This window comes from Lachnospira pectinoschiza, assembly GCF_900103815.1.
Classification (GTDB): domain Bacteria; phylum Bacillota; class Clostridia; order Lachnospirales; family Lachnospiraceae; genus Lachnospira; species Lachnospira pectinoschiza_B.
This window is the reverse complement of the sequence record NZ_FNHZ01000007.1, coordinates 13755-26573: the sequence shown is the minus strand read 5'-3', so window position 1 is coordinate 26573 and position 12819 is coordinate 13755. Positions and strand designations below refer to the sequence as shown.

The window sequence follows — 12819 nt, the reverse complement described above, 5'->3', positions numbered from 1 at the left end:
GATATCGTCCTTATTTTTATACTCTTTATTTTGAAAATGTATCATCTAGGAAACTTTAGCTAATCTTAGCTAGTTTTTATTTAGTTCCAAGATGACATAACTTCCTTGAACTTCTTAACATTTTCTGCAGTATCGCCCTTAAAAATAGCTGAACCAGCAACTACTACATTTACGCCAGCTTCAAGGACTCTAGCAAGATTTTCAATATTAATACCACCATCAATTTCGATGTTAACATTAGTTAAGTTCTTCTCTTCTAATGCCTTCTTAATTTCTCTAACCTTATCAAGAGATTCTGGAATGAATTTCTGACCGCCAAATCCTGGATTAACGCTCATAACAAGCACCATGTCTACCATTGAAAGGTATGGAATAACTGCCTTTGCTGGAGTCTTAGGATTAAGTGTAATGGCTGCCTTACAATTAAAGGACTTAATCTTTTCAAGTGTAGCCTTAACATCCTGACAACTTTCAACATGCACTGTAATAATGTCTGCGCCTGCATTTGCAAATTCCTCAATGTATCTGATTGGTTCATCAATCATAAGATGTACATCAAAAACCTTCTTAGTTGCACTTCTAATTGACTTAATAACAGGAATACCAAGGGAAATGTTTGGTACAAAGCTTCCATCCATAACATCGATGTGTACGTACTCTGCTCCTGCCTCGTCAATAATCTCTAATTCTCTTCCTAAATTCTTAAAATCTGCTGATAAAATTGATGGTGATAAATAATTCATATCTTACTTCCTTTTTACACTTTAATATTTCTTTTTATTTTTTAATTCATCAAATATTTCTATATAGCTCTGATATCGTCTCTTACTTATCTGTCCATCCGCTAGAGCTTTCTTTACACTGCAGTCCGGCTCATTTACATGTACGCAACCGTTAAATCTGCAATTTCCCTCATGCTCTTTAAATTCTTCAAAATAAAATCTTAACTCTTCCTTTTCTATATCAGGAGGGTTAAGTGATGTAAAGCCCGGCGTATCTGCAATATACGTATTAGGACTTACATTAAAAATTTCTGAATGCCTTGTGGTATGACGTCCTCTACCAATTTTACTAACCTCACCAGTGGCATTAACCTCCTCTGGTAAAATCAAATTAGTGAGGGAAGATTTTCCAACTCCTGAAGGGCCTGCAAGCACTGTTGTCTTGCCCTTTAGACATTCTAAAACCTCGTCTACACCAGTCTTGTCATAGGTACTTACCCATATTAACCTACAACCGCATTTATTATAAATTGATTCTAATGCATCAATTTCTTCTTTTGTTGCTAAATCTACCTTGTTAAAAACCACTACAGTATCCACATCCTGATAGTCCATATAAACTAAAAATCTATCTAAGAGATTGTAGTTTATATCTGGTTGTTTAACGGCAAATATAACCATCGCTTGATCTATATTGGCAAAAGCCGGTCTAATAAGAGAATTCTTTCTTTCAAGAATTTCTGTAATATTACCCTTTAGATTTTCTTCATCCACAATATCCACTAGGCAATTATCACCTACTAAAGGCTTAATCTTCTTATTTCTAAAAACGCCTTTTGCCTTACACTCATATATAGCGCCGACTTCTTCTATGTAAACATAGTAGAAGCCAGCGATACCTTTAATTATCTTACCCTGCATGAACTACCTAGTTAGTACCTGCTTCATTTGTGCCAGATTCTATTTCTGCAGGTCCTGAACTTACAGTAATAGTAATTGTTGAACCTTTTACTGCAGATCCTGTTGGTGAATAACTTATTACATTACCTTTAGCTACTGTATCACTTGCTGCAGTAACAGTAGAGACATTAAATCCTGCAGCTTCGAGTGTCGACTTAGCCTTTGCTGATGACATTTCAGTAACATCAGGAATATCTACTGTAGCTTCCTTATGACTAACTGTTACAACAATGCTTGTACTTGTAGTTACCGATGCACCTTCCTTATAGTTCTGAGCTGTTACATATCCATACTCACCAGATGATGTCTGATACTGAATTGTATATGTTAAACTATTAGACGTTAACCATGAAATAGCAGATGACTCTGACATACCTGTTAAATCAATCATAGTAACTGTCTTCTCTTCCTCACCTCTACTTACCTTAATAGTAATTGTAGAGCCCTTTTCTGCACTACCTGTTGGTGAGTAGCTAATAACATTACCAGCTTCAACTGTTGTACTATATGCATATTCTACTTCAACCTCAAAGCCTAAATCCTTAAGAGTTTCAGTAGCCTTTTCCTCTGTCATGCCCTTTACATTAGTAACAGAAACTGTTTCTGTTTCAGTTCCCTTACTTACTGTAAGAACGATTCTTGTATTAGCAGAAACCTTAGAGCCTGCTGTTGTACCCTGACTAATTACATAGCCTTCTTCTACTGTTGAAGAGCTCTGTGTAACAATTGAGTAACCAAGGCTTACTTCATTTAATGCCTCAATAGCCTCTTCCTTTGACTTACCTGTAACATCAGGTACTGAAACAAGGCTTGAATCATCTTCTGAAACTGTTGTTGTCTCTGTTTCTGTCTCTGTTGAAGAAGAACCACAACCTACTAACTTTAAGATTACAAATACTGTAATAATAAGAATAATAGCTGCAATACCGATTCCGATATACTTCATGATCTTATCAAGCTTTTCATTACTTTCATCATCAATATCATCTTCATCCTCGTCTTCATCATCTAAAACGCCATCTTCGTCGTCAAGATCTTCTAGTGTTTCTTCATTGTCATCGTCAAGAACGTCTAAATCTTCATTTAATTCTTCATTTTCTTCTTTCTTTGACATTTCATCCTCCATTATTGGTGCCATTTTAACAAAATCTACATCTGGCATAACAAGAGATTTCTTTAAATCAGCAAGTAATTCTTCTGCTGTCTGATATCTTCTGTCAGGCTTTTTCTCAGTACATTTTGCAACAATCTTATCTATACTTACAGGGATTCCCTCAGCAAGTGTTGATGCAAGTGGAATCTTATCCTGTATATGCTTTACAGCAACTGTTACTGAATTATCTGCATCAAATGGTACAGTTCCTGTTAACATCTCAAAAATTGTGATACCCATTGAGTAAATATCAGTTCTAGCATCTGAGTATCCACCTCTTGCCTGTTCTGGTGAAATGTAGTGAACAGAGCCCATTGTCTGTGATGAGTTAATTGTTGTATTAGATGAAACCTTAGCAATACCAAAGTCAGTAACCTTAACCTTACCGTCCTTTGAAATAATAATATTCTGAGGTTTAATATCTCTGTGAACAACTCCAGCCTTGTGGGCAGCTTCCATGCCGTTTACTACCTGAATAGCAATACTAGCAGCTTCCTTAAATGGAATTCTACCTCTTTTTTCTATATATTTCTTAAGGGTAATACCCTCAACTAATTCCATAACAATATAATAGATGCCATCTTCATCTCCAACATCATAAACGCTTACGACATTAGAATGTGTAAGACCTGCAGCAGACTGAGCCTCTGCTCTAAATTTAGTAACAAAAGTCTTATCATCACTAAATTCTTTTTTCATAACCTTAATGGCAACAAATCTATTAAGTTTGTGGCATTTAGCCTTATACACATCAGCCATTCCTCCAGCGCCGATCTGCTCTAGTATTTCATATCTGTCAGCTAAAAACTGTCCTTTTCTCAACATATTAATTTATACCTTTCTAATTAGTTTTAATAATAACAACTGATATATTATCTAGCCCGCCATTCTTATTAGCCTTGTCTATCAGTTTCTTTGCGGCATTATTAATATCTGACTCATCTTTAATGATATCAGCAATCTCTGTATCCTCGAGCATGTTAGTTAAACCATCACTACATAATAAAATCCTATCGTTTTTCTTTAGGTCTATTCTAAACATATCTGGCTCTACGGTAGTTGTACCGCCAATAGCCCTCGTTATAACATTTTTCCTCTCATGATTTCTTGCTTCCTCTTTGTTAATCTCACCTGCAAGAACCATTTCCTCAACCAATGAGTGGTCTCTGGTAACTTGTCGTATGTCCTCATCAACTACGTATAGTCTACTATCCCCTACGTTGGCAACTAAAAGTGTATCATCAATAATACTTGCTAGGCAAAGTGTTGTCCCCATGCCTGTATAATCTTCTGATTCCTTAGCCTTTTCTAGAAGTAATGTGTTTACCTCTAAAATCGCCTTCTCTACTGTGCTAACAGCATCCTTAGTTAGGTTCTCCTTAAGTAGCTTTACTAGTGTTTCCACTGTAAATCTTGATGCCGTGTCGCCTGCTTTATGGCCCCCCATGCCATCTGCCACAATGAAAAGATTCGGGAGTATTCCTATAGGTGTCATAGATGTATAGACAAAATCCTGATTGGTTTTTCTTTTTTTACCAATATCAGTCATTGCTACTGCTTTCATGACTATCCTCCATATAACTTTTTCTTAATTGACCACATGCGCCGTCAATATCTCGGCCCATTTCTCTTCTAATAGTAACATTAATTCCACATTTTTCAAGTTTATTTTTGAATGCCATAATAGCATCCTTATTAGATTGTTCGTAATCTCTTTCCTTAATCGGATTAACCGGAATAAGGTTAATATGACAATTAAGGCCATGTACCAAATCAATTAACTGACTTGCACATTCCTTAGTATCATTAACGCCCTTTACTAAGCTGTACTCAAAGGAAATTCTTCTGCCTGTCTTATCAAGATAATATCTGCAGGCATCCATTATTTCTTCTATAGAATACTTATTAGCTATAGGCATCATAGTCTTTCTAAGCTCGTCATTAGGTGCATGTAAAGAAATCGCAAGAGTTATCTGTAGCTCAAGGTCAGCTAACTCTCTAATCTTTGGCACTAAACCACAAGTAGAAACTGTTAAATTACGAAGACTAATATTAAGCCCTTTTTCAGAATTAATCAACTCTAGAAACTTAATAACATTGTCGTAATTATCCATAGGCTCGCCAGAACCCATAATTACTATATTAGAAACTCGCTCTCCTGAAATGCTCTGAATTCTATAGACCTGATCTAACATTTCAGAAGGTGTGAGGTTTCTTACACAACCGTCAAGTGTTGACGCACAGAAGCGACAACCCATTTTACATCCAACCTGGGATGAAATACAAACTGAATTTCCATGGTGGTACTTCATTAATACACTTTCAATGACATTGCCATCGTAGAGTTTAAATAAGTACTTTTGTGTTCCATCAATTTGTGATGTCTGCACCCTTATTGGCTCAAGTGCCATAAGATATGCATTTTCCTTTAAACTATCTCTAAGCTTAGCAGGAATATTAAGGCAGTCATCAAAGTTAGTTACAAGCTTTTCGTGCATCCACTGATAAAGCTGATTAGCTCTAAACTTCTTCTCTCCTAAGCTCTCTATATATTCAATTAGTTCGCTAGAGTGTAGACTCTTTAAATCCACTCTACCGTCCTTAATCTTATAATTAATATCCATTCTAATACCTTACTTCTTCTTTAAAATTGCATAAAAGAATCCGTCTGTGTCCTTTGTCTTTCCAGCTAATAACTGCTTCATGTCTAAAAGTTCAAAGCCTAGACCCTTTATAAATTCCACTTGTTCTTCATTCTCTGCCTTATTGATTGTACAAGTACTATAAACTAGTATAGCAGATTCTTTCAAATAATTAACTACTGTAGTTAAAATATTTTTTTGAATTTCTATCAATTCAGCACATTTTTCAGGACTCGCATTGTATTTAATGTCTGGCTTTCTACCTATAATACCAAGACCTGAACAAGGTAGGTCAGCAATTACTACATCTGCCTTAGCCACTAAACTTTCATCAAGTTCTGAGGCATCAAACACTTCTGTCTCTACATTAGTAATTCCTAATCTATCAAGATTTTCCTCAATCTTATCAAGCTTTTCATAGGAAATGTCTCTAGAATAAACTCTTCCTTCATCGCCAACCCACAAACTAGCATTGATTGTCTTGCCACCAGGAGCGGCGCAAACGTCCACTACTGTCTGTCCATTTTCAAAATGAGAATTGTAACCTGCAATAATTGAGCTTAAATCCTGAATCTGGAAAAGTCCTTCATTAAAACTGTCTAAATTAGTCAAATAATCATAATCCGAAATCTCTAGTGCATAATCAATCTCAGTATTAACAACCTTAACCCCTTCAGATTCTAGCTTTTCCTTTAAATCCTTAGGACTAATCTTACTTGTATTAACTCTAATATAGGTTCTTTTCTCTTTAAAGAGACCCTCTAGAATATCAGAAACTTCCTCTTTACTATAGCTTTCAAGCCAAAGCTTAATAATCCATTCTGGCATTGAATATTTAATACTATTATGTAAAATGTAGTCACTTTCTGCTGGATATTCTATTGAATCCTTATTTCTTGCAATATTTCTTAATACGCCATTTACAAAGCCCTTTAAGCTTACAAAACCACGCTTAGTTGCTAACTTAACAGCCTCATTACAAACTGCAGACTCAGGCACTGAATCCATGTATAAAAGCTGGTAAATTGACATTCTAATTAAGACCCTAATTAAGGGCTTCATTTTCTTTGTTTTGGTTTTTGAAAATTGATTGCAAACATAGTCTAATTCTATCTTTCTTTCAATACTTCCAATAAAAAGCTTAGCGATAAATGAGCGCTGGCTCTTTTCCAAATATTGGTATTTAGCCAGCGCATTATTTAAAAGATAGTTAGAAAATTCGCCGTTCTTTTCATTCTCTAAGAGCATATCTAAAACAACTGCTCTTAGATTAACCGAATTATTAGCGGTCGTCACGGTTATTTCCTCCAAATAAAATTATTAATCTAAGTAACTGTAAAATAGCTGAGGCAGCACTTGCTACATAAGTAAGAGCTGCTGCTGTTAGTACAGATCTTGCCTTAGAATTTTCTCTATCTACAAGCATTCCGTTAGATTTTAAAATTCTAAGAGCTCTAGCTGAGGCATTAAACTCAACTGGAAGTGTAACAATCTGGAAAAGCACTGCAAGAGAGAACATTAAGATTCCCACTGTAATAAGTGTCTGATTCCAGCTTAAAAGCACACCAAGTATAATAAAAATCCAAGATGCCTTTGAACCAATATTGGCAAAAGGTACTATTGCAGATCTAAGGCTTAGTGGCACATAGCCTCTGTTGTGCTGAATTGCATGTCCACATTCATGGGCTGCTACAGCAACCGCTGCTATAGAAGACATATTATATACCGAATCTGATAAATTTACCATCTTAGTTCTTGGATCGTAGTGATCTGTAAGAGAACCTGAAACATGGGCAACACCCACATCATAGATTCCTTCGCTTCTAAGAATCTGTTCAGCAACCATAGCCCCTGTAAGACCTCTAGAGCTTGCTACTTTTGAGTATTTTGAAAATGTAAATTGAACTCTAAGCTGTGCAAGCAAGGCTAGTACTGCTGCTATAATTATTAGTATATAAGTTGGATCAAAATAATATCCATAGCCTAAACCATATCCATAGTACATATAAGTCACCTCTTTTTATGATTATTCTTCCTTACCAAATACTGTGCCAAGTTCAATGTTATTGCCACGAAGGAAGGAGCCTGCATCCATTCTCTTCTTGCCTTCTAACTGAACTTCAAGAGCCTCTAAGTAACCCTCTCCTGTTTTAATTACAAGGGAATTCTTTCTTAGAGCTACGATTTCGCCGTTCTTAGCTGTGCTTAAATCGACTTTTGCATCAGTAACATCATCAAGGCAATTAGCTTCCCAAATCTTAAAAGTCTTTCCTTGTAAATGTGTGAAAGCTGATGGCCATGGATTAAGACCTCTAATAAGTCTTTCAATAACTACTGCAGACTTATTAAAATCTATCTCTCCCATGGACTTCTTTATCATCTTAACATATTTAGAATCCTCTTCCTTTTGAGGAATTGGACTTATACTTCCCTCTTTAAGGCCTTCTAAAGTCTTAACAAGTAAGTTAGCGCCTACAACTGCTAATTTATCAAATAAAGAACCACCTGTTTCCTTAGGATCAAGCTTTAACTTTTCTACCATAAGAATGTCGCCTGTATCAAGGCCTTCATTCATCTGCATTGTTGTAACGCCTGAATATTCGCAACCATCAATAACTGCGTACTGAATAGGTGCAGCACCTCTATACTTAGGAAGTAAAGATGCATGGACGTTAACACAACCATACTTTGGCATCTCAATAATTTCCTTTGGTAGAATCTGGCCAAATGCTACAACTACGAAAACATCAGCATTATATCTTCTTAATTCTTCTACAAATTCAGGGTCTCTAGCTTTCTCTGGCTGTAGGACTTCTAAATTATGGGCAAGAGCCGCCTCCTTTACAGGAGAGAATTGTAATTGTTTACTTCTTCCCTTTGGCTTATCAGGCTGTGTAACTACTGCGCAAACTTCATGTCCTGCCTTTATAATAGCTTCTAATGTACCCACCGAAAAATCCGGTGTTCCCATAAAAATTACTCTCACTAATTTGCCTCTTTTCTATATTTATGAATTTATCTTCTATATTTATGGATTATTCTTCGTCGTAGTCAACTTCCATTAACTCGCCTTCAATCTTATCAACATACATTACGCCATTTAAATGGTCGATTTCATGAAGCATACATCTAGCAAGTAATTCTTCGCCTTCTACAATAATTTCTTCCATATCTTCATTTAAAGCCTTAACCTTAGCATAGTTAGGTCTTGTAACAATACCTACCTTACCTGGAACTGAAAGGCAACCCTCCTGTCCTGTCTGGCTTCCGCTTGTCTCTAAAACAACTGGATTAATTAATACGATTGGATCATCGCCACAATCAATTACTACTAATCTCTTTCTTATACCTACCTGAGGAGCTGCAAGACCAACACCGTTAGCCTCATACATTGTTTCAAACATATCCTCGATAAGTTCCTTAATTCTTGGTGTCATTTCTTTTATTTCTTTGCATTCTGCTCTTAATATATCATCACCAATTTCTCTAATATTTCTGATTGCCATATTATTATTCTCCTATCTTTATAATACTATTCATTAAAGTCATAATTGACTAAAACATTTTTAAACAATGGGTTTCCAATAACAAAATTGTCCAAGTTCTCATATACACTGCTTAGTTTACCATATTCTTTATTGCGAATATATATAACTTTGCTAAAAATATCATTAATTTTATAAATATTAGCTTTAGTTGGACCTAAAACTATTGAATTATTTACCTTGTCCGCTCTCTCCTTTAAGCTTGTACTAGCCCTATCTAGAGCCTCTTCATTAGGGCTTGATAAGGTAACTTTTAACATATTTAATATTGGAGGATAGCCCAGTAATTTTCTATAGCTTATTTCTTGATCAAAAAATCCTCTAAAATCCTGATGTGCCGCAGTTTGAATACTATAGTGGTCTGGTGTATAGCTTTGAATTACCACCTCTCCAAGACTTTTACCTCTACCAGCTCTACCAGCACTTTGAGTAAGCAACTGGAAGGTCTTTTCAGGGGCCTTGTAATCACTAGCATAAAGTGACATATCTGCTGCCACAATGCCAACTAAAGTAACATCTGGAAAATCGTGTCCCTTTACAATCATCTGAGTACCTACTAAAATGTCTGCCTCATGATTTGCAAAGCATTCAAGGATTCTTTCATGTCCACCCTTATTCTTTGTTGTATCTGTGTCCATACGAAGGACTCTAGCATTAGGATACTCTCTTTTAAGTAATTTTTCTAATGCTTGGGTTCCTGCCCTAAATCCAGCTATATATTTCGAACCACATTCTGGGCAAGTTGTAACATTTTCCTGCTCATAACCACAATAGTGGCAGATAAGTTTCCCGTTATTATGGGCCGTTAAGGAAACGTCACAATGAGGGCACTTCATTACATGCCCGCAGCTTCTACAAGATATAAATCCTGCATAGCCTCTTTTATTTAAAAAGAGCATTATCTGCTCCTTCTTTTCAAGTCTATCACTAATTAGTGTCTTTAACCTTCTACTAAAAACAGACCTATTGCCAGCTCTTAGCTCGTCTCTCATATCTTCTACATAGACCTTTGGTAACTTGGCATCTCCCGCTCTCTTAGTCAAAGTAATTAGCTTATATTCTCCATTTAGGGCTCTTTCATAACTATCCACGCTTGGGGTAGCCGAGCCTAGTATTACTGGAATTTGTTTCTTCTTTGCTATATGAATTGCAACGGGTCTAGCATGATATCTTGGAGTCTTATCGGATTTATAAGCTCCCTCATGCTCTTCATCAATAACTATAAGACCTAAATTAGGAAATGGTGTGAACAGCGCAGACCTAGGTCCAATAATTACACTGATTTCCCCACGCATGCTTCTTAAAAATTGGTCGTATCGCTCGCCCTTTGACATCTTAGAATTTAAGATAGAAACCTTATCTCCAAATCTATAGTAGAATCTCTGCACTGTCTGTAAAGTTAGCGCAATCTCTGGAATAAGCATAATTACTTGCTTTCCAGATTCAATAACCTTCTCAATTACATCCAGGTAAACTTCCGTCTTTCCACTACCTGTAATTCCGTGTAGAAGATAAGTTCTATATACATTTTCATCTATGTCTTTTTTTATCAAATCTGCTGCCTGTCTCTGCTCTGGGTTTAATTCTACATTCTTACCAAACATATTCCTTCTTGGCACAGGATTTCGATAATATTCTTCTGAGTTAATCTTTATAATTTCGTCATCTTCAAGTGATTTAATAGTTGATGCTGAGATATTAAGCTTAGATTTTATAATACTCATATCAATTATTTCTTCTTCTATCAAAGCCTCTACTAATCTATATTTTGCCTTTGCATTCTTTTTTAAAAATGTATCAAGCATTGCCTTTGCCTCATCCACCGGCACATTAAGACACACGGACTTCTTTTCTTTTTGGCTAACCTTATCTTTTACAGGAATAACTGTCTTTAGAGCTTGATTCATAGTTGAACCATAGTTTTTCTTAATCCAGTAAGCAAGCTCAATCATTTCCCCTGCAAGGCCCACTTTATCTGTAACTAAGCTGTCTATGTACTTAATCTTCTCCACAGGGTACTTTGCCTCTTCCCCCATATTAATTACATAGCCCTGAATCATCTTGTTAGCTCTACCAAAGGGTATGTTAACCAAACTTCCAATCTTAACAATATCCCGGAGTTCATCCGGGATATTGTATTGAAAAGTCTTATCTAATTGTTCATGAGATATATCTATTATTATATCAGCAAACATTTTTACCTCTTAAGTTCCTCTAAAACCTCAGCAATAAGCTCTCTTTCATCCATGTGATGCTTTACGCCCTTAATGATCTGGTAGTCCTCATGTCCCTTACCTGCAAGAACAATGATATCTCCTGGCTCACCATGAGCAATTGCGTACTTAATAGCTTCCTTACGGTCTATTATATCCACGTGCTTACCATCAGTTTTAGATATTCCAGTTATAATATCCTTAATAATTGCTTCAGGCTCTTCATCTCTTGGATTATCAGATGTAATAATTGTTAAATCTGATAATTTTCCAGATACTTCACCCATTTCAAATCTTCTATCTCTTGATCTGTTACCGCCACAACCAAATAAAGTTACAATTCTATGTGGATTGTATTCTCTTAAAGTTGTAAGTAAACTCTCAAGGGACATAGCATTATGTGCATAATCTATCATTAAACTAAAGTTATCAGATACCTTTACAAGTTCAATTCTACCCTTTACCTTAACCTCCTGAAGTGTCTTTAAAAGAGTTGCCTCTGGCACATCAAAATGTTTTGTAACCGCAATAGCTGATAAAGAGTTATAAACTGAGAAGCGACCTGGAAGATTTAATTTAACTTCTAAGTCCTTACTATCATCCTTTGAAACTAACTTATAGTTTAATCCAATATTACCACCTTCGTGGAAAAGCTTAATATCGCTTGCCTTAAGGTCTGCGTCCTTATCAATAGCATATGTCTCTATTTTACAAGTTGCATTCTTAATCATCTTTTCAACATGCTCATCATCTGCATTAAAAATACCTGTTGAGCACTGTCTAAACAACTTTGACTTACATTCTAAGTAATCCTCAAAGCTTTCATGTTCATTAGGTCCGATGTGATCTGGCTCAAGGTTTGTAAATACACCAATATTAAACATAATACCTGCTGTTCTATCAAGCTTTAGTCCCTGACTTGAAACTTCCATAACAACAGCCTTACAACCAGCATTAACCATCTTTCTAAAGCTTTCATGAATCTGGCTTGATTCAGGAGTAGTATTCTCTGATGGAATGTGCTCATCACCAATGATTGTCTCGATTGTACCAATAAGACCTGTCTTAATACCACATGCCTCTAATACATTCTTAATCATATATGTTGTAGTTGTCTTTCCCTTTGTACCAGTAATACCAATAGTAAAAATTTCCTTATCTGGATTCTTATAGATGCTAGCTGACATTAAGGCAAGAGCAAGTCTTGTGTTATCTGTCTTAATAACTGTGATTCCTTCTGGAATATCAGCTAAATTAGCAGTAGATTCAACTACAATAGCACTAGCTCTATCAATCACATTAGGGATAAACTTGTGTCCGTCTACTACCGCTCCTTTAATTGCAACAAAAACGCCGTCCTTATCTACTTTTCTAGAGTCAGAACTTACATTTGTTACATAAATATCTTCTTTACCCTGTAGGATTTCATAGCTGAAATCTGTACATTCATTTTCTATACAATTTTTTAAAATCTCTGATAATAACATAATTTTTACCTAACAAGTATAATAACTTGTCCTCCCATTAATCTTTTGCTTTATTATAAGCAAATTATAAGTAAATGTGTGAAAGTCTTTTAAGTAA

Annotated in this window: 11 protein-coding genes; all 11 read right to left on the bottom strand. The window is 35.7% G+C overall.

Annotation, left to right across the window (positions count from 1 at the left end; translation table 11 throughout):
* Nucleotides 1-80 precede the first annotated feature (80 nt).
* The 11 genes from rpe to BLQ66_RS09800 are packed head-to-tail and all read right to left on the bottom strand — an operon-like array spanning nt 81 to nt 12722.
* Nucleotides 81-743: a ribulose-phosphate 3-epimerase gene (gene rpe, locus BLQ66_RS09850; protein WP_027432112.1), complete on the bottom strand. Its 663-nt coding sequence runs from the start codon at nt 741-743 to the stop codon at nt 81-83.
* Nucleotides 744-764: 21 nt separating this feature from the next.
* Entirely contained in the window at nt 765-1643 is an 879-nt protein-coding gene (gene rsgA / locus BLQ66_RS09845) for a ribosome small subunit-dependent GTPase A (RefSeq protein ID WP_074522012.1), read from the bottom strand.
* 7 nt (nt 1644-1650) lie between these two features.
* The gene (gene pknB / locus BLQ66_RS09840) at nt 1651-3660 is read right to left on the bottom strand and encodes a Stk1 family PASTA domain-containing Ser/Thr kinase (protein ID WP_074522011.1); all 2010 of its coding nucleotides are present in this window, start codon (nt 3658-3660) and stop codon (nt 1651-1653) included.
* A 16-nt stretch (nt 3661-3676) separates the two neighbouring features.
* Nucleotides 3677-4399, bottom strand: coding sequence for a Stp1/IreP family PP2C-type Ser/Thr phosphatase (locus BLQ66_RS09835; RefSeq protein WP_027432114.1), 723 nt, complete (start codon nt 4397-4399; stop codon nt 3677-3679).
* Entirely contained in the window at nt 4377-5459 is a 1083-nt protein-coding gene (gene rlmN / locus BLQ66_RS09830; RefSeq protein WP_074522010.1) for a dual-specificity RNA methyltransferase RlmN, read from the bottom strand. Before rlmN ends, BLQ66_RS09835 begins: the two co-directional genes overlap by 23 nt.
* A 9-nt stretch (nt 5460-5468) precedes the next feature.
* Nucleotides 5469-6773, bottom strand: a complete 1305-nt coding sequence (gene rsmB, locus BLQ66_RS09825; RefSeq protein ID WP_242869343.1) for a 16S rRNA (cytosine(967)-C(5))-methyltransferase RsmB — start codon at nt 6771-6773, stop codon at nt 5469-5471.
* Complete coding sequence (locus tag BLQ66_RS09820; RefSeq protein ID WP_027432117.1) at nt 6760-7482, bottom strand: zinc metallopeptidase; 723 nt, start codon at nt 7480-7482, stop codon at nt 6760-6762. The genes rsmB and BLQ66_RS09820 overlap by 14 nt, the downstream gene beginning before the upstream one ends.
* A 21-nt stretch (nt 7483-7503) precedes the next feature.
* A complete protein-coding gene (fmt, locus tag BLQ66_RS09815; RefSeq protein WP_074522009.1) occupies nt 7504-8463 on the bottom strand; it encodes a methionyl-tRNA formyltransferase in 960 nt (319 codons plus the stop codon).
* A 49-nt stretch (nt 8464-8512) separates the two neighbouring features.
* Nucleotides 8513-8983 (bottom strand): peptide deformylase, encoded by a 471-nt coding sequence (gene def, locus BLQ66_RS09810; RefSeq protein WP_074522008.1) that lies wholly within the window; start codon nt 8981-8983, stop codon nt 8513-8515.
* A 26-nt stretch (nt 8984-9009) separates the two neighbouring features.
* Complete coding sequence (priA, locus tag BLQ66_RS09805) at nt 9010-11217, bottom strand: replication restart helicase PriA (RefSeq protein WP_074522007.1); 2208 nt, start codon at nt 11215-11217, stop codon at nt 9010-9012.
* A gap of 2 nt (nt 11218-11219) precedes the next feature.
* Nucleotides 11220-12722 (bottom strand): UDP-N-acetylmuramoyl-L-alanyl-D-glutamate--2,6-diaminopimelate ligase, encoded by a 1503-nt coding sequence (locus tag BLQ66_RS09800; RefSeq protein ID WP_074522006.1) that lies wholly within the window; start codon nt 12720-12722, stop codon nt 11220-11222.
* Between the last annotated feature and the right edge of the window lie 97 nt (nt 12723-12819).

What these genes read in the sequence shown, in the direction of transcription:
- BLQ66_RS09835 (WP_027432114.1), bottom strand. Translation starts at nt 4,399, where the DNA reads ATGAAAGCAGTAGCAATGACTGATATTGGTAAAAAAAGAAAAACCAAT.
- rpe (WP_027432112.1), bottom strand. Translation starts at nt 743, where the DNA reads ATGAATTATTTATCACCATCAATTTTATCAGCAGATTTTAAGAATTTA.
- BLQ66_RS09820 (WP_027432117.1), bottom strand. Translation starts at nt 7,482, where the DNA reads ATGTACTATGGATATGGTTTAGGCTATGGATATTATTTTGATCCAACT.
- rsgA (WP_074522012.1), bottom strand. Translation starts at nt 1,643, where the DNA reads ATGCAGGGTAAGATAATTAAAGGTATCGCTGGCTTCTACTATGTTTAC.
- rlmN (WP_074522010.1), bottom strand. Translation starts at nt 5,459, where the DNA reads ATGGATATTAATTATAAGATTAAGGACGGTAGAGTGGATTTAAAGAGT.
- def (WP_074522008.1), bottom strand. Translation starts at nt 8,983, where the DNA reads ATGGCAATCAGAAATATTAGAGAAATTGGTGATGATATATTAAGAGCA.
- BLQ66_RS09800 (WP_074522006.1), bottom strand. Translation starts at nt 12,722, where the DNA reads ATGTTATTATCAGAGATTTTAAAAAATTGTATAGAAAATGAATGTACA.
- priA (WP_074522007.1), bottom strand. Translation starts at nt 11,217, where the DNA reads ATGTTTGCTGATATAATAATAGATATATCTCATGAACAATTAGATAAG.
- pknB (WP_074522011.1), bottom strand. Translation starts at nt 3,660, where the DNA reads ATGTTGAGAAAAGGACAGTTTTTAGCTGACAGATATGAAATACTAGAG.